At 55.4% G+C, this 21,307-nt stretch carries 16 protein-coding genes; 8 read left to right on the forward strand and 8 right to left on the reverse strand.

What is annotated here, in order from left to right; genetic code table 11:
* Positions 1 to 65: 65 nt before the first annotated feature.
* From hydA to RBB82_RS06845, 3 genes are read left to right on the forward strand one after another with little or no spacing between them, the layout of a single operon-like run.
* Entirely contained in the window at positions 66 to 1,469 is a 1,404-nt protein-coding gene (hydA, locus tag RBB82_RS06835) for a dihydropyrimidinase (protein WP_433974373.1), read from the forward strand.
* Positions 1,460 to 2,956, forward strand: coding sequence for an NCS1 family nucleobase:cation symporter-1 (locus tag RBB82_RS06840; protein WP_433974374.1), 1,497 nt, complete (start codon positions 1,460 to 1,462; stop codon positions 2,954 to 2,956). The genes hydA and RBB82_RS06840 overlap by 10 nt, the downstream gene beginning before the upstream one ends.
* Positions 2,953 to 4,338: an aspartate aminotransferase family protein gene (locus tag RBB82_RS06845; protein WP_433974375.1), complete on the forward strand. Its 1,386-nt coding sequence runs from the start codon at positions 2,953 to 2,955 to the stop codon at positions 4,336 to 4,338. The genes RBB82_RS06840 and RBB82_RS06845 overlap by 4 nt, the downstream gene beginning before the upstream one ends.
* Before the next feature lie 42 nt (positions 4,339 to 4,380).
* On the opposite strand, the gene RBB82_RS06850 is transcribed toward RBB82_RS06845, so the two are convergent.
* Positions 4,381 to 5,931: a CoA-acylating methylmalonate-semialdehyde dehydrogenase gene (locus RBB82_RS06850; protein WP_433974376.1), complete on the reverse strand. Its 1,551-nt coding sequence runs from the start codon at positions 5,929 to 5,931 to the stop codon at positions 4,381 to 4,383.
* Between the two features lie 583 nt (positions 5,932 to 6,514).
* Between RBB82_RS06850 and RBB82_RS06855 the strand changes: the two genes are divergently transcribed.
* Both RBB82_RS06855 and ligD read left to right on the forward strand, forming a co-directional pair.
* Positions 6,515 to 6,904, forward strand: coding sequence for an MliC family protein (locus RBB82_RS06855; protein ID WP_433974377.1), 390 nt, complete (start codon positions 6,515 to 6,517; stop codon positions 6,902 to 6,904).
* A gap of 46 nt (positions 6,905 to 6,950) precedes the next feature.
* Complete coding sequence (gene ligD / locus RBB82_RS06860; protein ID WP_433974378.1) at positions 6,951 to 8,276, forward strand: non-homologous end-joining DNA ligase; 1,326 nt, start codon at positions 6,951 to 6,953, stop codon at positions 8,274 to 8,276.
* A 15-nt stretch (positions 8,277 to 8,291) separates the two neighbouring features.
* Here ligD and RBB82_RS06865 read toward each other — a convergent pair whose 3' ends face one another.
* The 6 genes from RBB82_RS06865 to RBB82_RS06890 all read right to left on the reverse strand — a co-directional run bounded on the left by RBB82_RS06865 (position 8,292) and on the right by RBB82_RS06890 (position 14,718).
* On the reverse strand, positions 8,292 to 9,380 hold the full coding sequence (locus tag RBB82_RS06865; protein WP_433974379.1) for an ATP-dependent DNA ligase: 1,089 nt from the start codon (positions 9,378 to 9,380) through the stop codon (positions 8,292 to 8,294).
* A gap of 675 nt (positions 9,381 to 10,055) precedes the next feature.
* Positions 10,056 to 10,304, reverse strand: a complete 249-nt coding sequence (locus RBB82_RS06870; protein WP_433974380.1) for a hypothetical protein — start codon at positions 10,302 to 10,304, stop codon at positions 10,056 to 10,058.
* Between the two features lie 157 nt (positions 10,305 to 10,461).
* Positions 10,462 to 10,689, reverse strand: coding sequence for a hypothetical protein (locus tag RBB82_RS06875; protein ID WP_433974381.1), 228 nt, complete (start codon positions 10,687 to 10,689; stop codon positions 10,462 to 10,464).
* A gap of 12 nt (positions 10,690 to 10,701) precedes the next feature.
* A complete protein-coding gene (locus RBB82_RS06880) occupies positions 10,702 to 11,706 on the reverse strand; it encodes an FAD binding domain-containing protein (protein WP_433974382.1) in 1,005 nt (334 codons plus the stop codon).
* A complete protein-coding gene (locus RBB82_RS06885) occupies positions 11,703 to 14,060 on the reverse strand; it encodes a xanthine dehydrogenase family protein molybdopterin-binding subunit (protein WP_433974383.1) in 2,358 nt (785 codons plus the stop codon). The genes RBB82_RS06880 and RBB82_RS06885 overlap by 4 nt, the downstream gene beginning before the upstream one ends.
* A gap of 1 nt (position 14,061) precedes the next feature.
* Positions 14,062 to 14,718: a (2Fe-2S)-binding protein gene (locus tag RBB82_RS06890; RefSeq protein ID WP_433974384.1), complete on the reverse strand. Its 657-nt coding sequence runs from the start codon at positions 14,716 to 14,718 to the stop codon at positions 14,062 to 14,064.
* A gap of 769 nt (positions 14,719 to 15,487) precedes the next feature.
* On the opposite strand from RBB82_RS06890, the gene RBB82_RS06895 reads away from it, so the two are divergent.
* From RBB82_RS06895 to RBB82_RS06905, 3 genes are read left to right on the forward strand one after another with little or no spacing between them, the layout of a single operon-like run.
* Entirely contained in the window at positions 15,488 to 16,909 is a 1,422-nt protein-coding gene (locus RBB82_RS06895) for a hypothetical protein (protein WP_433974385.1), read from the forward strand.
* A 42-nt stretch (positions 16,910 to 16,951) separates the two neighbouring features.
* Positions 16,952 to 18,193 (forward strand): DegT/DnrJ/EryC1/StrS family aminotransferase, encoded by a 1,242-nt coding sequence (locus tag RBB82_RS06900; protein ID WP_433974386.1) that lies wholly within the window; start codon positions 16,952 to 16,954, stop codon positions 18,191 to 18,193.
* Positions 18,194 to 18,238: 45 nt separating this feature from the next.
* A complete protein-coding gene (locus tag RBB82_RS06905; protein WP_433974387.1) occupies positions 18,239 to 19,141 on the forward strand; it encodes a glycosyltransferase family 2 protein in 903 nt (300 codons plus the stop codon).
* 72 nt (positions 19,142 to 19,213) lie between these two features.
* Here the strand turns inward: RBB82_RS06905 and RBB82_RS06910 are convergent, their stop codons facing one another.
* Positions 19,214 to 21,247 (reverse strand): beta-N-acetylhexosaminidase, encoded by a 2,034-nt coding sequence (locus tag RBB82_RS06910; RefSeq protein WP_433974388.1) that lies wholly within the window; start codon positions 21,245 to 21,247, stop codon positions 19,214 to 19,216.
* Between the last annotated feature and the right edge of the window lie 60 nt (positions 21,248 to 21,307).

Raw genomic sequence — 21,307 nt, forward strand, 5'->3', positions numbered from 1 at the left:
TGGTTTCTAAGTGGCATCGTGTTTGGTGTCATATGACTCTAGCGTCGAACAGCCTGGAGTGGAGCATGGGAATCCTGATTCAGAATGGCACGGTTGTTACTGCAGATTGTCTAGAGAAGGCTGATGTGTTGGTTGAAGGCAGCACGATACGGGAGGTGCTCGCGACCATTGATCCTACGGGACACTCTGTCGTGAATGCCACCGGACTCTTGGTGCTCCCGGGCGGCATCGACGCGCATACTCATATGGATATGCCGTTCGGAGGAACGGTATCAGCAGACGATTTTCTGACTGGCACACGGGCTGCGGCTATTGGAGGCACAACGACTATCGTCGACTTCGCAATTCAGGCGAAGGGGACGCGCATGCGGGACGCGCTGGATATCTGGCTGGCGAAGGCGGACGGAAAAGCATGCATCGACTACGGTCTTCATATGATCGTGACGGATCTGGGCTCAGATAATGGCAAACAGGGCTTGCACGATATGGACGATATGGTGCGAGAGGGAGTCGCGAGCTTCAAGCTCTTCATGGCTTATCCGAATGTATTGATGGTTGACGATGGCACGATCTTCAAAGCGCTGCAACAAACCGCAAAGAATGGTGCGCTCGTCTGCATGCATGCGGAGAATGGGAGCGCGATCGATGTAATAGTGCAGCAGGCGCTTGCCGAGGGGAAGACGGCTCCGATTTATCATGCTTTGACACGGCCGACAAAAGCCGAGGCAGAAGCAGTGAATCGTTCGATTGCTCTCGCCGAGATGGCAGGTGTGCCGGTATATATCGTTCATCTATCGAGTGAAGATGCGTTGAATCAGGTTCGCGAGGCGCGTGATCGTGGAGTTCCCGCGTTTGCTGAGACGTGTCCACAGTACCTTTTGCTTTCGATCGAAGACCAGATGCCGGGGAAAAGTTTCGAAGAGGCAAAGTACGTCTTTACTCCTCCCTTGCGCGAGAAGAGGAACCAGCCGAAGCTTTGGGATGGACTTGCTACCGACAATTTGCAGGTGGTGTCTACCGACCATTGTCCGTTCTGCTTCGCAGATCAGAAGCAGCTTGGCAAGGACGACTTCACGAAGATTCCAAATGGCGGCCCGGGGGTTGAGAATCGCTTGCAGTTGCTTTATCACTTTGGTGTGAACTCCGGGAAGATCACACTGCAGCGGTTTGTCGAGATCACTTCGACTGCGCCAGCAAAGATCTTCGGCATGTATCCGAAGAAGGGGACGATCGCTGTCGGCTCGGACGCTGATATTGTGCTTTGGGATCCTGAGGCTGAGCACCTCATCTCTGCCGCTACGCATAACATGCGATGTGATTTTTCAATGTTTGAGGGATGGAAGGTTAAGGGCAATGCCCGGCAGGTGTACTCGCGCGGAGAACTCGTCGCGGATAGGGGACGTTATGTCGCCGCGACCGGGAGAGGCGAGTATCTGAGACGCGAGGCGAGGGGAGGAGCATGGCGGTGAGTTCGGCCATCCCCAACGTCCGCGAGCAGTCGACTGCTGCCATCGCGGCGCATCACGATTCGCGCCTCTACAACACGGACTTAGCGCCGACTACTGCATCGCAGCGTACGTGGGGGACGTACAACTACATCGCGCTTTGGTTCTCGATGTCGATGGAAGTAACAACGTACATGCTTGCTTCGTCGCTGATCGCAGGTGGCATGAACTGGAAGCAGGCGATCCTTACGATTCTTTTGGGAAATTTGATCGTGCTGGTACCGATGCTTCTGAATGCACATGCTGGCACAAAGTATGGTATTCCCTTCCCTGTGTTTGTGCGCGCCAGCTTCGGCACACGTGGAGCGAACCTTCCCGCGATGCTGCGCGCCATTGTGGCTTGCGGATGGTTTGGAATTCAGTCGTGGCTGGGTGGACAGGCAATCGCAGCAATGATAGCGGTGCTATGGCCCGCGACTGCGCACATGCCCGCTGTGCTCTGGATAAGCTTTCTTGGATTCTGGCTGTTGAATATGTACGTCGTGTGGCGAGGCGTCGAATCGATAAGATTTCTTCAGAGCTTTTCCGCACCGTTCATGCTTGTGATGTCGCTGACGTTACTTTTCTGGATGCTTCATAAGGCAGGTGGCTTTGGGCCAATGCTGTCGGCGCCGAGTCGGTTCCACACGACCGGGAGCTTTCTACGCTTCTTTTTTCCATCGCTGACAGCAATGGTTGGGTACTGGGCAACGCTGTCGTTGAACATCCCTGACTTTACTCGCTATGCCAAGTCGCAAGACTCGCAGATCGCAGGACAAGCATTTGGCTTGCCGGTTGCCATGGTGCTCTACTCTTTCATCGGTATAGCTTGCACATCGGCGTCGGTCACGATCTTCGGCGAGCCTGTGTGGTCACCCATTGCACTGCTCGGACGGTTCCATCAGCCGCTGGCGGCTCTGCTCGCGCTTGTTGCCCTATTGATTGCGACGCTGAATGTGAATATTGGGGCGAATGTGGTTTCGCCTTCTAATGACTTCTCAAACCTTGCTCCAGGGTTGATCAGCTTTCGCACTGGTGGATTGATAACTGGATTATTGGGACTGGCGATGATGCCTTGGAAGTTGATGAGTAGCTTTGGCAACTACATCTTTGGATGGCTCATCGGGTATTCAGGTTTGTTGGGGCCGGTTGCTGGCATCATGGTTGTGGATTATTTTTTTATACGAGGAACGCGCTTGGATACTGTCTCGCTTTATCGACGAGGGGGGGCGTATGAATATACGCGCGGAGTAAATCCGAGGGCGATCGTTGCGCTAGTTGCTGGCGTGGTTGTCGCGTTGATCGGGCTTGCAGTGCCGGTTCTTCGATTTCTTTATGACTATGCATGGTTCGTCGGATTTTTTGTTGCGGGTGCGAGCTACTATGTCCTTATGTTGAGATATGAGGCCAGTACCCCGGCGGCGATTGATTCAGTGATCGCCTCGCGCCTCCAGGAACAGGAGCCATTATGAGTCTCACAGACGCCGTTGAAGGGCAGCATCCGAACAAATCGCAGAGCCTCTCCAGCCAGCAGGTCGTCGATCTAACTCGGCAGCACAACTATGGGACATGGCGGTTTCAGAAGGGCTGGAACCCAATGCACATCGTCGATGCGGAGGGGTGCTACATCGTCGATGGCGCGGGAAAGCGTTACTTGGACTTTTCGTCGCAACTTATGTGCTCTAACCTTGGCCATAAAAATCAAGCCGTCATTGACGCGATCGCGAGACAGGCGCAGGAGTTGAGCTATGCGATGCCAGGCTATGCGACGACGGCGCGTGCTGTACTGTCGCAGCTTCTGGTGGAGGTGCTTCCGAAGGGATTGAATAAGTTCTTCTTCACCACCTCCGGCACGGAGGCCAACGAAGCTGCCTTCAAGATTGCTCGCATGTACACCGGGAAGACGAAGATCATTGCACGGTACCGGTCCTACCATGGCTCGACGGCTGGTTCGATCGCTGCTACTGGTGACCCGCGGCGGTGGGCGATGGAGCCTAGCGGGAAAGGCCAGGGGGTTCTGTTTGGGCCGGAGGTCCATTGCTACAAGTGCCCTATACGGCATACTTATCCGGGTTGCGGCATTGCGTGTGCGGACTATATCGAGCACATGATCCGTAACGAATCGGATGTGGCTGCTGTGCTAGTCGAGCCTATCGTTGGGACGAACGGCGTCATCGTTCCTCCTGATGAGTACATGCCGAAGCTTCGCCGGATCTGTGATGAGTATGGCGTTTTGCTGATCGCTGATGAGGTGATGACAGGATGGGGACGAACTGGCGAGTGGTTTGCGATGAATCACTGGGGAGTTGTTCCGGATATTCTCGTCACCGCTAAGGGAATCACGTCGGCTTACGTTCCGCTTGGGTTGTGTGCAACGAGTGAGAAGATCGCGGAGTACTTTCAGGATCATTACTTCGCGCATGGTCACACTTATGAAGCACATCCGCTTACTCTCGCTCCTGCGGTTGCGACGATTCGAGAGATGCAGCGTCTTGGGTTGGTTGAGCGGGCTCGGGAGCTAGCGCCTTACGTTGAAGGAAAGTTGAACGAACTCAAGGCAAAGCATCCGAGTGTTGGCGATGTTCGCGGGAAAGGGCTGTTCTGGGCCGTTGATCTTGTTAAGAATCGGGTCACCAAGGAGCCGTTCAACACATACTCGGACAAAGTTTCCGGTAAGGCGCTGCTGGTGGATCAGATCGCCGCGAAGATTCTTGCGGATGGCGTAACGATTCAGGCCTGGGTCTCGCACTTCGTCGTAGCGCCACCGTTGATCGTGACGAAAGAAGAGATTGACGGCGGCGTTGCTGCTCTCGACGAACACCTTGCAATAGCCGATGCTGCGGTGTTGCCGTGAATCGGTCTAATAGATCCTCTTTCGTGAGAAAACGACGATAGCTCAGCCTAGAGTTGGCATTGACGTGTCAACTCCCTTGCGGATTCCTGTGGGCCAGCGCGATGTGACGGTCTTCAATCGCGTGTAGAAGCGGACGCCCTCGGGGCCGTGCACAGAGTGATCGCCGAATAGAGAGCGCTTCCAACCGCCGAAGCTGTGGAAGGCCATTGGCACGGGGATGGGAACGTTGACCCCGACCATGCCGGCCTGCACTCGATGAGCGAAGTCGCGGGCAGTGTCGCCATCGCGGGTGAAGATGGAGGTTCCGTTGCCGTACTCGTGCTCATTGATTAGTTGCAGTGCTGCTTCGAAGTTGTTTGCGCGGACGATGCCAAGAACAGGGCCGAAGATCTCTTCACGGTAGATCTTCATCTCCGGTTTAACGTGGTCGAAGAGGCAGGCGCCGAGGAAGAAGCCGTTTTTGCTGGGCTCGTCGGTTAAGGCGTGCTTGCGGCCGTCAACGACTAGCTGGGCGCCTTCGGACTCGCCATGTTGAACGTAGCTGGTGACGCGATCAAGATGTGCTTTTGTGACCAGGGGCCCTAGTTCGGCACCTTCCTTCATGCCGTCGCCCATCTGGAGGTTCTGGATGCGCTTTTCGATCTTCCCCACCAAAGTATCTGCGGTAGCGCTGCCGACTGTTACGGCTACCGAGATGGCCATGCATCGTTCGCCCGCCGAGCCATACGCTGCACCGACGAGAGCGTCAGCGGCCTGATCGAGGTCGGCGTCCGGCATCACGATCATGTGGTTCTTGGCGCCGCCGAGTGCCTGGACACGTTTGCCGTGCTTGGTTCCTTCGCGGTAGACGTACTCGGCGATGGGTGTCGAACCGACGAAGCTGACAGCCTGGATGGTTGGATGGGCTAGAAGTGCGTCGACTGCGACTTTGTCGCCGTGAACTACGTTGAAGACACCATCGGGGAGACCGGCTTCCTTGAGCATCTCGGCGAGAAGGAGTGAGGCGCTTGGGTCGCGCTCGCTGGGCTTGAGGACGAAGGTGTTGCCGCAGGCGAGGGCGATGGGGAACATCCACATGGGCACCATGGCCGGGAAGTTGAATGGAGTTATTCCCGCTACGACGCCGAGGGGCTGGCGCATGGACCAGCTGTCGATGTCGGATCCGACCTGTTCGGTGAACTCGCCTTTGAGAAGCTGGGGGATGCCGGTCGCGAACTCGACTACTTCAAGACCGCGGGTGGCTTCGCCCTTTGCGTCGGAGAAGACTTTGCCGTGCTCGCTGGTGAGGATCGCTGCCACCTCGTCGAGGCGACGCTCGAAGATCTCACGGAAGCGGAAGAGGACTCGGGCTCTGCGCAGGGCTGGCTGTGCAGACCATGCAGGGAATGCCGTGGCTGCCGCGGCTACTGCCGCATCTACTTCCACAGCTGTTGCCAATGCGACCCTTGCCTGCACCTCGCCAGTGGCGGGATTGAAGACGTCGCCGAAGCGTCCGGATTTTCCTGGTAACGTCTGGCCGTTGACCCAGTGGGGGACTTCGCGAAGCTTACGGTCGGAGGGAAGCGGCTGGGTAAGGGTAGATGTCGCGGACATTCGAGGCCTCCGTTGAGAGAATTATCGTATCAGTGTGCCGCTGCACACGTGTCAGGGTCAGCTAGTACCCCACCCCCCGGGTGGTACCAGCTAAATTATTTTATATCTGCGCTTTAGCATTTTACGTGTCTGCAAAATATTCATTCCAAATAAGTTAGAGGTAAAAATGTGATAATAAAAGGGTTAGCGTACAAATCTGCTTACTTAAATGACTTAGCCCCGTGCAGTTGAGCGGGGCTTTCTTGCTTCTTGTATCAAGTATAGCTATTTGGCTATAACTTATGCGCCACGGACATCTTATTGATTCTTTGACGGTTACGTGGATTATGGGCTTGACAACTTTTCGAGTTGCTTGCACCTTATCAACCACGCGAGTTGATGAAGTTATGATGTTCGCACTTGAAAGTGTCGGGGTGAATAAAGCAGATTCCTCCGCTACGCTGCGGAATGACAACCAAGAGAACAAGCAACAACAAACGCAGATTCTCCTTCGGGACGCTGCTGGATGACATCCAAGAAAACAGCAACGGCAGAGGCAGATTTGCTTCACTGCGCTGCGTGAGCTTCTCAAGGAGGCGAGGGTATGCAAAGACGCTGGAGGCAGGTTCTGACGGTGGTTAGTGTTTTAGGTTGCAGCGTTTTTGCGGACGCGACCGATGTGACGATTCACTTGAATGGCTCGCAGGAGATCTCGCGAAGCACGATGAAGTACAAGTGCGATGCGCAAGGAACCAAGATGGGGCTGCCTGATGGCGTGTTTTCGGTCGAGTATTTAAACGGAGCGGGAAACAGTCTTGCAGTCGTTCCTGTAAGCGGAAACTCTGTGATCTTTGCTAGTGTTGTTTCGGGCTCTGGCGCACGGTACGCTGCCGGGCAGTACATCTGGTGGGAGGCGGGCGAGCGAGGAGTTACCTTTTCGTCCGATTCGATTGCAGGAAAGATGTCGTCTTCGTGTCATCGCTTCCTGCAATGAGAGCACGTATGCCACTCATCTTCTGCGGTAAAGAGGCTTGTGCGCTATGGCGAAGAATAACGTCGATGACGATGTAGAGATCCTCTCGGTTGAGGGGCATGAAGTTCGAATTACGCATCCGCACAAGCTTTACTTCTCCAAGCAGACACAGCTCACCAAGCTTGATCTCGTGCGCTACTATCTTGCGGTTGCACCGGGAGCGCTGGTCGGGATTCGCGATCGTCCTATTGTGTTGAAGCGTTTCGTGCATGGTGCTGAAGGCGAAGCTTTTTATCAGAAGCGTGCGCCTTCCGAGCGGCCTGCGTGGATTCGCACGGTTACGCTTTCGTTTCCGTCGGGACGTACCGCTGAGGAGTTGGTAGTTGATGAAGCAGACGGACTGGCCTGGATCGTTAACCTGGGATGCATTGAGTTGCATCCTCATCCGGTGAGGTCGGCTGATCTTGAGCACCCGAATGAGCTGCGCGTCGATCTGGATCCGGGTCCGGGAGTTGGTTGGTCTGACGTGCGGCGTGTTGCGCTTGAGGTGAAGTCGGTTCTTGAAGAGGTTGGGCTGAAGGGCTGGCCGAAGACGAGCGGCTCGCGTGGCATGCATGTCAACGTTCGGATACATCCTCGCTGGAGCTTTACGGAGGTGCGGCGTGCTGCGCTGGCGTTGTCGCGTGCAGTGGAGCGCAGAGTGCCTGATGCGGCTACTTCGAAGTGGTGGAAGGAGGAGCGGCATGGCGTGTTTCTGGACTACAACCAGAATGCGAAAGATCGCACGACTTGTTCGGCGTACTCGGTGCGACCGTTGCCGGATGCTCGTGTGTCGACGCCGCTTCGCTGGGAGGAGGTTCCCGATTGCGAGCCGGCCGACTTTACGGTGCTGACCGTTCCGAAACGTTTTGCTGAGATTGGAGATCCGCACGTCGACATGGATGCAGGAGCGGGCTCGCTTGAGGGATTGCTGGAGCTAGCTGCTAGAGATGAGGCTGCAGGATTGGCAGATGCACCGTGGCCGCCGCACTTTCGGAAGATGGAGGGCGAGGCTGCGCGTGTCGTTCCGTCGCGAGCGAAATCTGCTACTTCGCGGACAAAGTCTGCTGCAAAGACTACGCGAATAAAGATGCCGCTTGTGGTGGTGGCTAACTCTCCGGATAAGGAGGCGGCGTTGGCGGGTCTTGAACGTTGGAAGGTGAAATACGCTGATGTGGCGCAGTTGTTGGCCGTGGACGACGTGCTGGTTGATGCGATGCGCGGGAGGTCGTCCACTTGGACGCGAATTCGAGTGAACTTGCGCAATATCCCTGAAGAGATGCGTCCGGTGGAGGCTCCTGATCCGGATGATGATCCGACGCGTGAGTGGCGCGCAAAACGGTCGAAGAAGTGAGAGCTTTCATCAGCGCTAGCGCTTGCTGGTGAAGATCTCCATCAACTCCTGCGGTGGAACGACCTCAAGTTGCGCGTAAGTGCAGTCGCTGGGATTTTTGTCGGTGCGCCATCTTCGAAATTGGGCCATGTGACGAAAGCGGCTCCCCTGCATGTGTTCGTAGGCCACTTCGACAACTAGCTCGGGGCGTAGAGGCTCCCAGGAAAGATCTTTTCCTTGGCTCCATCGGCTCTGGCCGCCTGGCATTCGTTGGCCGCCGCCGGCGCTGTCGGTTTCGCTTCCCTTCCATCGGCTCCAGGGATGATTGGTCAGTGCGTCTTTGCGGTAAGGCGATAGAAACTCCACGAGTTCGAGACGCTTTTGTTGCGTGAAGCTTGCGCAGACACCGACGTGCTGTAACTCGCCAGATTCGTCGAATAGGCCTAACAGTAAGGAGCCGATAGCGGTGCGGTCGCCGTTCTTGTGCCATCGGAAGCCAGCAACGACGCAGTCGCAATCGCGTTCGTGTTTGATCTTTAGCATCGCGCGCTTGTCGGGCTCGTAGGTGCCTGTGACGGATTTTGCAATTAGTCCGTCGAGGCCTGCGCCTTCGAAGCGACGGAACCAGTCTGTCGCCGTGGCTCTTTCGTTTGTTGCAGGTGTTACGTGCAGCGGCGGTGTTGCGGCGAACAACATCGCTTCCAGTTTGTTGCGGCGGGTTCGGAATGGTTCGTTGCGGAGATCCTCGTCGCCTTCGCAGAGAAGATCGAAGAAGACTATGGATGCTGGGCTCTCCTGAGAGAGTAACTTTACTCTTGATGTGGCGGGATGAATGCGCAGTTGAAGCCTTTCGAAGTCGAGGCCATCGCTGCCGGCGATGACGATTTCACCATCGAGGACGCAGCGTTGGGGGAGCTGTAATTTCAGGGTTTCGACTAGTTCGGGGAAGTATCGGTTCAGCGGCTTTTGGTCGCGACTCTGGATTAAAATTTCGTCGCCGTCGCGAAAGAACAGCGCGCGGAAGCCGTCCCACTTTGGTTCGAAGAGCCACGTGTCGCCGGGGGGTAGATCGTTGATTCTCTTGGCGAGCATGGGCGGAATCGGCGGATTTACGGGGAGATTCACGTCCTGATGCTATACCGCGATGCTGATTGGTGGCGACTAAGCGACGCACGCGGCGATGATTTTTTGTGGTTCTTATATTGGCTGAACGCGTGATTTTTGAGCCGCACGACGAGGTGCGGTACACGGAGCCACTTGTTGGGAGGAGCCTTTATCGCACTGAGAAACAGTGCGCGATTTGGGAATTTAATTCGCGGTGGGTTTGTAGAGTTTTACAGGGGGTTTTTGATAGAATCCGGTGCCTGAACGTGGTGTTTCGATGGTCAATTCGTGGTGAGATGCGTGGTAAAGATGGTGAATTGGTGGCCGCTTTTTAGAGGGTGAAAAATGCGCCACCATTTCGGAGTTTAGTGGCTGCCCTGGGGACGTTGCAACGCGGAACTACGGCTGGCGGTAAAGGAGGGGTGGCAGATGTGGTGCGAATCGGCTTCAGGCTGATTGGCTCTGTCGTTTGCGGTGATGGTACCCAAGCAATTCAAGCAGATTGAGTCAGATGAACCATCCATCTTGAGTCTCTGCGGATGCCCGGAAGAGGCTTGTTCGATCATGTTGTCTCCTCACGAGAAAGTTTTACAGTTGTTATGTTATCTGATTAGTAAAGGCTCGTGAGAGTTGCCTATCGTCTGTGACTCGCGTCGTGAGCTTCTCTTTAGGCGATTCTGATCGATCGAAGTGGCGTTATAGGCCTGTTTGGACGCTATTTTGAGTTGGAGCTGATGCTCGGGTCGCGGTTTTTAATTGATTGTTAATACTTGTGAGGCGTTCGTTTATCAGCGCGATCGACTCGCCCCAGGTCTTAAAGGTGTCAGTCGTGTAGCCAGCGTCGAAGTTTCTCGGGTGGGGCTCCTTGGCCGAGTGTCTGCGCTTGGCTTCTTCGAGCCTCTGCTGAAAATAGGCAAGTCTTTCTTTGAGGTTTTCTTCGTTCATTCTGGTCACTCAGTCCATTGGATGCAGATTTAGCCTTGTGCGCACCAAGTTGTCCGTGGGGACTCTCGTGATTTCTTCGGGACGCGTGGTGGATGTTTGGCGAAACATGTCACGCGGGGATCATGACAGTCGCTGTCAGACTATGGCCTGACAGGGCTTAGCTTTCGTTATCGTCGCAGCCTTCCCAGCAGGATCGCCCCTGCGTGCAGATGGAGCGGTGAACGTAGTGATCGTCGGGGCCGGCCTTGCCCATGGTCTTGAGACACCAGTAGGCGGTGGTGGCACCGAGGAGCTCGGCGTGCTCTTCGGCGAAATCACCGAAGGCTCCGTAGGAAGACTTGCTGCGGAGTGAGGAGCATCGGAGCTGGACAAGGGTTGTCGTCATATCGAATTCTCCTTAGCCTATCGCGCTTGGATCGCGCTGCATCTGCCCGGCTGCTAGCAGGACAGTGCGGTAGATGGCTGTTTGGAAGAGCTGTGTCTTGAATCCGTTCTGCGAAAGCGGCGTGGCGGATTGCATGGCGGCAGCCGCGGCGGCGCGGGCGGTCGCTTCATCGATTGTTTTGCCGGTGAGTACGGCCTCTGCTGCAGCGGAGCGGATGGGAGTGGGAGCGGCGACGCCGAGAACGATCGACGCCTTGCGGCATTGATTGCCGTCCATGACGAGGACTACGCCAGCATCGGCAAGCGGCCAGTCGAAGCTCTCCTTCTCACCGTACTTCTGATAGGCAGATCGAGTGCCCGGATCGGGCGTTGGTACGAAGACGGCCGTGATGATCTCGCCCGGTTGCACGATGGTTTCGTTGGTGAGGCTCTTCTCGGGTGGGACGTAGAAATCAGTCATGGCTACAGTGCGCTTGCCTCGCTTCGAGGTTAGCTCTACCTGAGCGTTCATCGCGAGCAGAGGCACGGCAGTGGATGAGGGGTGGACCATGGCGCAGACGTCGTTGTTGATGATGGCGTGATACTGGTTCTCGCCAGTGTGAGCGTGACAGTCGTCGCTGGCGCCGCTCTTCTTTTTGCAGTCGAAGTCGGTGGAGCGGAAGTACCAGCAACGAGGACGCTGCATGATGTTGCCGCCGAGCGTTGCCATGTTCCGCACCTGCGGAGTTGCCGCGTGACCGGCAGCGTCAGACAGCGCTGTGTAGGTCTTCTGAATCTGTGCGTGGGCAGCGATCTCGCTGAGGGTGGAGAGAGGTCCGAGGCGGAGGCCATCCTGCGTGACGGTGATGCCGCGCAGGCTGTCTACGTTGCGAATATTGACGAGCTTGGAGGGCGACACGATCTCGTCCTTCATGAGATCGATGAGGTCAATACCACCGGCTTTGATTGTGGCACCTTCGCCGAGCTGGCCGAGAGCTTCATCGACAGTTACGCAATCGACAAACGCAAACTTGTTCATGCCTGCACCTCCTGTATCTTTCCGAGTGCGCTGAGTACGTTTGCAGGGGTCATCGGAATCTTTCGCATGCGCACTCCGGTTGCGTTGTAGAACGCGTTGCCGATGGCGGCGGCGAGTGTGATGATACCTGCCGATTCGCCAATGCCTGCAGCGTCAGTAGAGCTTTGCGCGATGTAGTTTTCGACGAGGACGATGTCGATCTGCGGCACCTCGCGGGCGCCGAGGATCTTGTAGTTTTCAAGGTTTGCGTTGAGCATGTAACCGGCGTTGCGGTCCATGATGCGTTGCTCGAAGAGTGCGTAGGAGATTCCCTGGAGGATGCCTCCGTTGATCTGGCTGATGACTCCGGTCGGGTTAATTGGGCGGCCGCAATCGTGTGCGCCGAAGACATTTTCGATGTGCACGCGGCCCGTTTCGGTATCTACCGCTAGTTCGACGTAGTCTACTCCACCGTAGGTGAGGCGTTCTTTGGAGTATTCGGGGACGCGTGTTGCCTGAGCCGAGATCTCTGCGGTGGGGAGCTTTGCTGTGATCTGCTTGAGTGTGTAGGAGCGAGACGGATCATCTTTGAAGACGATGCGACCGTCGTGGAGTGCGAAGTTGTCTGCTGTGGTGCCGAAGTGCGGGGCAACTGCGGCGAATAGTTTTTGCTTCGCCTGATACGACGCGTTGCGCACCGCAGGCGTGATGGAACCGGCGGTAACGCTGCCTCCGGAGTCTGGGCCGATTGGAAAACGTGTGTCACCGATGCGAATAACGACGTTGGCGGGAGGGATGCCGAACTCTTCAGCAACGATGATGGCGAGTAGGGTCTTCGTACCTGTTCCGAGATCTTGGACTGCGGACATCAGTTCAACGGAGCCATCGCGTGAGACGCGGATCTCGCACGATGAGTTCATACTGACGAAGCGATACCAGACGGATTGCGCGATGCCCATGCCGCGTTTGATCGGACCTGTGTCAGAGCCGGCGGGGCGCCGATTTCGCCAGTTGGTTCGTTCGAGGATGACCTGACGCTCGGCTTTGCGTGCGGGGCTTTCGTCGATCTTCTCGCGGAGAGTGAGCGGGTCCATGTTGAGCTTGACTGCGAGGTCGTCGATGGTTTGCTCGAAGGCGAAGCAGCCCTGGGGATGGCCGGGTGCGCGGAAAGCTGCGCCAGGACCGGCGTTGATGAAGACGTCGTACTCCTCGGTGAGGAGGTTGGGGCACTTGTACATGTTGGTTGCAGGGCCGGCGGTTCCGGCTCCTGTGCCTACGCCGGCGGTGCCGTAGCTGGTGAGTTCAATTGCAGTCAGAGTGCCGTCGTGCTTTGCACCGATCTTTAACTTTTGATGAGAGTCAGGCCTGTTGGAGACGATGTGCTCCTGGCGACGGTCGAGCATGAGCTTTACTGGCGCGTTTGCTTTTCGCGAGAGATTCGCGGCGACCACGCCTTCATTGCCTGCTCCGAACTTCGCACCGAAACCTCCGCCCATGTATTCGGTGATTACGCGGACTTTACTTTTCGGCAGTTTGAAGACTTCTGCAAACTCGTCGCGAACGCTGGATGTGCCTTGAGTTGAGGCGTAGACGGTGACCTCGTCCGGTTTCCAGTCGACGACAAAGCCGTGGGTTTCGAGCGCGGAGTGGGTCTGTACCTGAGTGAAGTATTCGCCTTCGACGATCACGTCGGCGTCTATAAAACCTTTTTGAATGTCACCGACTGTTTTACGTTGGGGCCCGTGAACATTGCCCGTTTGTGGGACATCCTTAGGGCCACCGCCGCCGCCTGCGCTGGCTGCGGCGTCGGCCGGTCCAGGAAAGACTACCGGCGCGTTTTCTGCGCGAGCTGCCGAGCGGTCCACCACAAATGGCATCGTGTCGTACTGGATCTTCACGAGCTTTGCGGCGTCGTCGGCGACTTGCTGTGAGACGGCAGCGACGCCGGCAATCGGCTGACCTGCATAGCGGACGACAGGATAGCGTGATGGAGTTTCGAGCTTGGGGTCGCGGAGCTCGGCCACGCCATAGACGTGCTCGATGACGTGGACAGCGCGTACGCCGGGGAGTTTTTCTGCCGCAGTTGTATCGACGGAGACGATGCGGCCGTGAGGAATCGACGCATCGATGAGGCGCGCGTAGAGCATGCCGGGGAGGTTGATGTCTGCGGTGTACTTGCCTTTGCCCATCGCTTTGGCGGGGCCGTCGTATCGGAGCGTGGGCTTGCCGATATAAGTGAGTTCGGCGTTGGCTGGTAGCGGCGGCGGCTCGTCGATTGGGACGGTTCGCTCTTTTTTCTGAAGGCCACTTTGAGGGATGCCCCAGACGAAGGAGTCGGTGCGGGTGGCGGTGTTTGGCTTCGCGTCGAATGACATGTCAGGCCACCCTTTCCGTGGCGATTGCGACCAGAGCAGCTGACTGGTGTCGTTGCTGCGCAACGTCCAGCGTCGCAGCGAAGACCTTCGGGTAAGTTCCACAGCGGCACAGGTTGCCGCTGATGGCGTGCTTCACGTCGTCGAGGTTTGGGTTTGGATTGCGCTCTAGTAACGCTGCGCAGCTCATGACCATGCCGGGTGTGCAGAAACCGCATTGCATGGCGTCGTGCTTTACGAAGGCGGCTTGCACCTGATGCATCGTGTCGCCGTGAGAGAGGCCCTCGATCGTGGTGATCTGACGGCCTACTGTGTCGATAGCGAGGGTCATGCACGCGAGTGCCGGGGTGTTGTCGATCCAGACTGTACATGCGGAACAGGAGCCGCGGTCGCAGACAACTTTAGTTCCGGTCAGGCCGAGATTGTCGCGCAGAGTTTCGGCAAGCGTGTAGCGGGGTTCAATGGTGACGGAATGCTCATGCCCGTTGATGTGCAGTTTGACAGGGAGGGCATCCGGGCCTAGCGTTCTGTCGGCGTGTAAGGCTTCTTTGGTCTCACGCGCTAGCGCATTTGCAGACTCAATGACGGTAGTGGCAGCTGTTACGCCAGCACCCTTGAGAAATCCGCGGCGGGAGAACGTGGTTTTTGGAGTATCTGCCATGGAGGAACCTTTCGGATGTTGGACGTTGCTTGATTGCGTTTAGCTTCAAACTGCGGTCCAACCAGTGCGGATAGTCTACGTCCGCACTGGGTCGCTGCGCTACTGACGCGGAATTTACCGTTGGGATCGCACCGCGCGGTATCCCGATCGTTAGACGCTCCATGCGGCGTGAATCTACCCCGTGGTTATGGACGACGCTCGCATCTTGCTCGTCTGAGCCCCTGCCAGCATTTGCTGTTCAGCAAATTTTTGAAGAGCCCTAAGCGGCTTCATAATGATTCGGTTACAAATTTTCTGGCCAAATACCGAAGTACAACCCAGGTACCTCTCGTTGGACTACCCGGAGATTACGTGCTGATACCGCTATTTATTTTCATGTCTAGTGTGCTCTTTGTTTCATCGGCTCAATTTAGCTTGAAGCACATTGAAGCAAAAGAAATCAAAATACAGCGGGAAAACGACATTTTGGGTTGAGTTTTGTTTCGCTGGCGCTCAAGATATAAGAACGTTCGAGGTAATCTGCTTTGGAAAGATCAGTCTTTTCTGACGGAATATCTGGGACACTTCGCACTCATGTACCTACTGATCTATTTGTAAACACTATGTAGAGATCTCCTGCACATCATTACGTCGATTCTCAGGACATAACCTTGCCTGGCGAGATTGGCGCAAGGATCAGATGATGAGCAAGTGGTGGTACTGACCGACTGAGTTATGTTCTCGCAACGCTACATTGACGTTTTTTGAACCCTGCCCAGGATGTCTCGCCATGGCTCTTGATTCTTCGGGATCTTCAAACTGTTTAATTGTTGGTGCAGGGCCAGGCGGTTTAGCGCCTCTGTTTGCTGCGGCCTATGATGGCAGGCTTACCGAGTTTCTCAACGGTGGGCTAACCGTTGTTGAACAGGGCTGGACGGTAGGTACCGGAGCTTTGGGCCAGTATTCGATCAGTTCGGATAGCGCCGCGGAGGCTTTTCTGGATGTGGTCATGCGTACGACAGAACCTGAACTAGCTGCGCTACAAGACCATCCCACAACAAAGGTTCTTGCAGCCTCAGTAGGTGGGTCCGTCCCGCTGAGACAGGCTGCAACTTTTCTTTCTCTCATTGGTGAGACGATGTGTGGCCTGGTGGAGAACTCTGCGCGGGGAGCAGTGCTACGACAGCATCGGGCGCTGTTTACCAAACGGGTTGGGCCTGAACTTTGGAGCACAAGGGTCCGTTGTGAACAGACTGGAGTTGAGAGAGACGAGTTATCCAGATCGGTGATTCTGGCCACGGGAGCTCGTCAACCTGTCAGCCGTCTGTACAAGGAAGAGGTTGCCGGAGTTCCTCTACTGCCTCTTTACAAGGACAAGCTGATGCAGTCCGGCGAGATCCTATCGACGGATGGACTGGCGAGACTGCAGGCGCGACTGAAAGGGATTGACTCTGCCAAGGTTGTGGTCGTGGGTGGTTCTACGAGTGCGGGTTCAGCAGCGTCGATGATTCTTTATCAATCTGGTCTGAACTTCGGCGAGGGATCAGTCGTGCTGATGCACAGGCGTCCACTACGGATCTTTTATCCCACTGCGAGCGAGGCACTTGCGGAAGGCTATACAGAGTTTGGCCCGGAGGATATATGCCCGATAAGCGGACGCGTGTACCGTCTCGCGGGCTTTCGTCTTGAGACGCGAGAGATGATCATGAGGGCTCGGGGAATCGCCGGCAGGCCACCGGAGCCGCGTTTGCGGCTGTTTGAGCTGAAAGAGGAGAGTTTTGAAGAGGCTCGCCGTCTGTTGGATCAGGCAGACATCATTCTTGCTGGACTAGGCTATCGGCCTCGCGCTCTTCCGGTTCTCGGATACGATGATGAGCCAATTTCGTTGATGGCCGAGAGCGATGCGATGCAGCCTATGGTGGATGATGAGTGCCGCGTACTGGATGCACAGGGAGATCCCATTGAGGGTCTCTACGGAATCGGGCTGGCGTCGGGCTTCGTACCAAGTGGCGCTTTAGGTGGCGAGCAGAGTTTTCGAGGACAGGCGAACAGTCTCTGGCTCTGGCAACATGAATTGGGAATGAAGATTCTTGACGCGGTTGTGCGAGAGCGAGAAGTGTCTAAGATTGCGGCTGGAACTACCAGGGAAGAGACCGGACAACTGCTTGTTGACATCGCGCGCGATGAAAGCACGTCAGCGAGATCAATCTAAGCTGGCGTAGTTGTTTCGATGTCTGACTCGACAGGGGCAACGTTGGCAAAGACAATAAAAAATATTCCGGTAACTCGACCTAACCCACCTCGCCTGAGTGAGCATCTTCGAGAGTTGAAAGACATTGAAGAGTCGGGCATATTTTCGAACTTTGGTCCGGTAAATCAACGGTTCGAACAGGAGCTCGCAGTTACTATCTTCGGCACTGGCCAGTGTCTTACTGTGTGCAATGCGACGATCGGTTTGATGGTCGCGATGAGGCAGGTGCTCGGCGAAGATCGGCCGAGAGAGAGACGGTATGCACTGATGCCGTCCTTCACGTTTGCGGCAGTTGCACATGCGGCACTGTGGAACGGACTTACTCCGCTTTTTTGCGACATCGACAGAAAGACGTGGCTACCCTCGGCTGAGCATGAAGAGGAGTTACTCAAGAGCCATCAAAATGAGATCGCCGTCGTCGTACCCTATGCTACGTTCGGAAATAATCTCGATCTGCGCCGGTATGACGAGTTATCGGAACGTTTTGGCGTACCTATCGTTGTTGATGCAGCGGCCTCGCTTGGGGCTTTGGATGCCGATGGCAGAGGCTTTGGCAGCGGGTTTCGGTGGCCGGTAGTTTTTTCCATGCACGCCACGAAAACATTCGCCACTGGCGAAGGCGGCGTAATTTATTGCGCTGACGTGGACCGAGTGAAGAGAATGCGAGCGATGTGCTCGTTTGGCTTTGAAGCTCCGAGGGTTGCCACACTGCCTGGTTTAAACGGGAAGCTCAGCGAGGTCAGTGCTTTAACGGCTTTATTGCAACTGAAAAGGTTTGAGGGTGTGGTGGAGCACCGAAGGTTGTTATCCGAGGCATATCGTCGTCACCTTCCAGGATGGGCTCAACAAGGGAGTTGCGGGAAGCGGCAATCTTTTGCATTTCAATCCGTGCTTCTAAGAGAGTCGCTGACGCCGATGCGAATGGCCATCGTTGAAATGCTCCGCGCTCGTGGTATTGGCGTAAGCACCTACTTTAGCCCTCACTTAGCAGAGCAACCGTATTTTTCGAGATATGGTGTGGCCGCATCTTTGAAAGTAACTCAAAATATCTCAGAACGGATCTTGACACTACCGATGTTCGACACTATGACAGATAGTGATGTTCATGATGTGGCGTCCGACCTTATCAATTCAGTCTCGCAGTTAGAGGGCGAAGCCATTGGCGGTGACGAGCGCCAAATGGTTGAAGCTAAGACAAGTACTCCTGCATATGTCGCGGCGAATTTGACTTCCGATAAGAGCTAGTTCAGAACCTAGAAACTTTGCAGAATTACCTGGGTTAAGAGCAAGATGCTAAAGCCGGTGCACAGTAACTACTCGGAGGGAAACCAAGGTAACCATAAGTACCCTCTGGTATCGATAATTATCCCTTATTACATGCACGAGAAGTTCATCGCCGAGACAGTGTGGAGTGCGAAGAATCAGAGTTATCCAAATACAGAGATAATCGTCGTCGATGATGGATCTCCTGAACCTCCCGATCGCGCAATAAACAACATCCCTGGAATAAAGCTGATACGCACCGAGAATCTGGGATGCCCGGGAGCGCGGAACATTGGTTTCAACCACTCCTCCGGCGAATACTTAATTTTTCTCGATGGAGACGACGTTCTGCTTCCCGGAGCGATTGAAGCTCACCTCGCGGCCCTGGCTGATGCGCCGGCGGCGTGTCTCAGCTTCGGATCAGTTCGCATCATCGACAAGGACGGTCACGAGAAGAGAAAGGCTCGAATCTGCGCACCAAGAAAGAACTACTTCCTGATGCTTCTGGAGCATAATCCGATCGCCTCGCCAGGTTCCATGATGCTTCGTAGAAAACCGTTTGTTGAGGTTGGGTTATATGACCCCAACTTACGTTACTTTCCAGATGATTATGAGCTTCTGCTACGACTAGCCAGACGCTACGATTTCGTTCAGCATAGTGTTTGCGTCCTTGAATACCGCCGCCACTCTACCAATGTTTCTGGAGATCAGGAGGCTATTCTCACGGGCACGTTGGCTGTACTCGATTCTTTGGAGAAGCGGGAGAAGTTTACTCCAGACCTGCGAAGACGAATAGAGCACGGACGAAGGCGATGGATCCATCAGTGTCGCCCAAAGGACGAGCTTGGCTATCACCTGCGAAGTATCTACTATCGTGGGCGTGAGTTATGGAATATTCCATTTCGAAATCTGTTCAGCGACAATTTTTAAAAGATCGCGGCGAACGCGATCCTTGTAGAGACCATTTGTGCGCCACCGCTTCAAGAAATACGTAGAGATAATTTAAGGCTTTGTTGCCTGCACGAGTACTTCTACTGCCGGCACCACCATATCGAGTAGAACTGCCTGCGGAGCCTCCGCCGATTTCAAAAACGAAAGTTGTTGTTCGAGGACAGGCGAACTGACTGGCTTGTGGCTTTCGAGAGAATCGAGAGCTGAAAGGCCGATCACAGCAGTCTGACTGAGGGTCCGTGAGACGGGCTCGAGTTCGGCGGTTAATGCTGACTGTGGCAACGTTGGTTGTAGTGCGGCATCATTGTCTCGCCAGAGAATTAGCCACCTGCGTGCCTGTTCTAACTCTTCCGAGGTCGCATGTCCCGTAGCAATCAAAGTGGCGAAGTGATGAAATTCGCGAGCTCGATCACTCTCAGGAGACACCGCATCGACCATCTTGTTGAGGGGAGTGAGGCTGGTGTAACTGGCTAAGGATTCGCGAGCGTATCCTTTCGGCGGTTCGACTGCGCTTGCCAAAACCTTTAGTGGAGCCACGTTGGTGGTTTCGGCCATGCGCTGAAGCATCTGCTCGGTGGTTGATTGGTAAGTTTGGCCGCTGTACGTCAGGTTGTTCGCGACGATTGCCAATCGACGGTACATCGAGTCGATATCCGTTACTTCTTTCGGCGACCAGAGGCGCTCTGCGATGGCGGCGGTGCGTGGCCAGATGCGCCCTCCCATGTTTTCAGGAGTTACAAACTCACTCCACATCGTTGCCTCTCCTCCCAGGATATTGCGTTGCTGCTCCGGGGTGAGTTTTGCTGCTGCATCTGCGAGCGGGTCGACCGCGTAGTGTTCAGAGGCAGGTTGGTTCAGGTCGATGTAGTAGCCGGCAGAGAGGATACCGCGATTGCCGCGAAGAGCAGCTTGGGCGAGCGAGTCCTGACCGCGCCATGATTGAATGACAACATCTTTTGGTGTATCGGGCTGTAGTACTTCGTCCCAACCAACTGTGATTTTTCCGCGCTTCGCGACCAACTGCTGCACACGTCCGGTGAAGTATGCCTGTAGCGCGGCATCATCCTTCAGGCTGTGTTGACGCATGTATTGTTGGATCCGAGGGTTTGCGTCCCACTCTTTGCCGTTGCATTCGTCGCCGCCGATGTGAAAGTACGCGTCCGGAAAGAGAGCCGTCATCTCGCCTATGAAGCGATCGAGGAACTTGTACGTACTTTCACGTGTGGGGTCCATCGCCGGGTCGAAGATGCCCCATTTTCGTTCGATGAGATAGGGGCCTTTGCCACTCGCGAGATCGGGATACCCGACGAACCAAGAGGTGGCGTGACCGGGCATGTCGAACTCTGGAATCACGCGGATGCCGCGGTCTCGAGCGAACTCGATGGTCTCGCGAACCTGATCCTGGGTGTAGTACTCTCCGTCTGATCCTTTTTGTTGCAGGAGCGGAAAGAGCTTGCTCTCGATGCGGAATCCCTGGTTTTCTGAGAGGTGCCAGTGAAAGACATTCAACTTTACTGCTTCCATTCCGTTCAAAGTCTGGCGAATGACGTCGAGCGGCATGAAGTGGCGACCAGAGTCGATCATGAGACCGCGCCATGGGAATCGTGGGGCGTCATCAATCGTTATTGAGGCAACAGCGAAGCCTTGTGGCGTGACGTTGACCAGTTGGAGAAAAGTTTGCAGGCCATGTAGGATGCCAAGTGGATTGGGCGCAGTGAGGAGTACACGGCTCGGCGTTACCTCAAGATGGTAGGATTCGTCTTCGCTGAGTTGCTGAACGTCTTTGCTGGGTCCAGAGGCTTTGATGATGAACTGGGGCTGACCCGCGGAGGGTGTTGCCCAAAGCGGAATTCCGGTTCTGCTCGAGAGGTTGGCGATGAAGCGTTCCCTTGCACGCCCGAGACGTGGTTCGGTGTATCCCTCGATTACGATCGGAAAGCTTGCATCGATGGAAAAGCTGCCGGTGCCAGCGGCTGCATGGGCTGGGAGCGGCATGATGGATAGAGGAGTCTCTGCCTGAGTGGATGCGTTTGCGGCTAGAAATAGTGAGAGGAAGACAACTGACAACTTGCGTGCAAACGGCATTCCGTATCGCCTCCGAAGAGCAGGTAGCTATTGAGTTGTTGTAACGAGTTTCCCTAGATG

It is taken from the genome of Tunturiibacter lichenicola, from assembly GCF_051013355.1.
Lineage (GTDB): Bacteria > Acidobacteriota > Terriglobia > Terriglobales > Acidobacteriaceae > Edaphobacter > Edaphobacter lichenicola_F.

What these genes read in the sequence shown, in the direction of transcription:
- RBB82_RS06850 (WP_433974376.1), bottom strand. Translation starts at nt 5,931, where the DNA reads ATGTCCGCGACATCTACCCTTACCCAGCCGCTTCCCTCCGACCGTAAG.
- RBB82_RS06880 (WP_433974382.1), bottom strand. Translation starts at nt 11,706, where the DNA reads ATGAACAAGTTTGCGTTTGTCGATTGCGTAACTGTCGATGAAGCTCTC.
- RBB82_RS06905 (WP_433974387.1), top strand. Translation starts at nt 18,239, where the DNA reads ATGCTAAAGCCGGTGCACAGTAACTACTCGGAGGGAAACCAAGGTAAC.
- ligD (WP_433974378.1), top strand. Translation starts at nt 6,951, where the DNA reads ATGGCGAAGAATAACGTCGATGACGATGTAGAGATCCTCTCGGTTGAG.
- RBB82_RS06910 (WP_433974388.1), bottom strand. Translation starts at nt 21,247, where the DNA reads ATGCCGTTTGCACGCAAGTTGTCAGTTGTCTTCCTCTCACTATTTCTA.
- RBB82_RS06840 (WP_433974374.1), top strand. Translation starts at nt 1,460, where the DNA reads ATGGCGGTGAGTTCGGCCATCCCCAACGTCCGCGAGCAGTCGACTGCT.
- RBB82_RS06870 (WP_433974380.1), bottom strand. Translation starts at nt 10,304, where the DNA reads ATGAACGAAGAAAACCTCAAAGAAAGACTTGCCTATTTTCAGCAGAGG.
- RBB82_RS06895 (WP_433974385.1), top strand. Translation starts at nt 15,488, where the DNA reads ATGGCTCTTGATTCTTCGGGATCTTCAAACTGTTTAATTGTTGGTGCA.
- RBB82_RS06885 (WP_433974383.1), bottom strand. Translation starts at nt 14,060, where the DNA reads ATGTCATTCGACGCGAAGCCAAACACCGCCACCCGCACCGACTCCTTC.
- RBB82_RS06855 (WP_433974377.1), top strand. Translation starts at nt 6,515, where the DNA reads ATGCAAAGACGCTGGAGGCAGGTTCTGACGGTGGTTAGTGTTTTAGGT.
- hydA (WP_433974373.1), top strand. Translation starts at nt 66, where the DNA reads ATGGGAATCCTGATTCAGAATGGCACGGTTGTTACTGCAGATTGTCTA.
- RBB82_RS06845 (WP_433974375.1), top strand. Translation starts at nt 2,953, where the DNA reads ATGAGTCTCACAGACGCCGTTGAAGGGCAGCATCCGAACAAATCGCAG.
- RBB82_RS06875 (WP_433974381.1), bottom strand. Translation starts at nt 10,689, where the DNA reads ATGACGACAACCCTTGTCCAGCTCCGATGCTCCTCACTCCGCAGCAAG.
- RBB82_RS06890 (WP_433974384.1), bottom strand. Translation starts at nt 14,718, where the DNA reads ATGGCAGATACTCCAAAAACCACGTTCTCCCGCCGCGGATTTCTCAAG.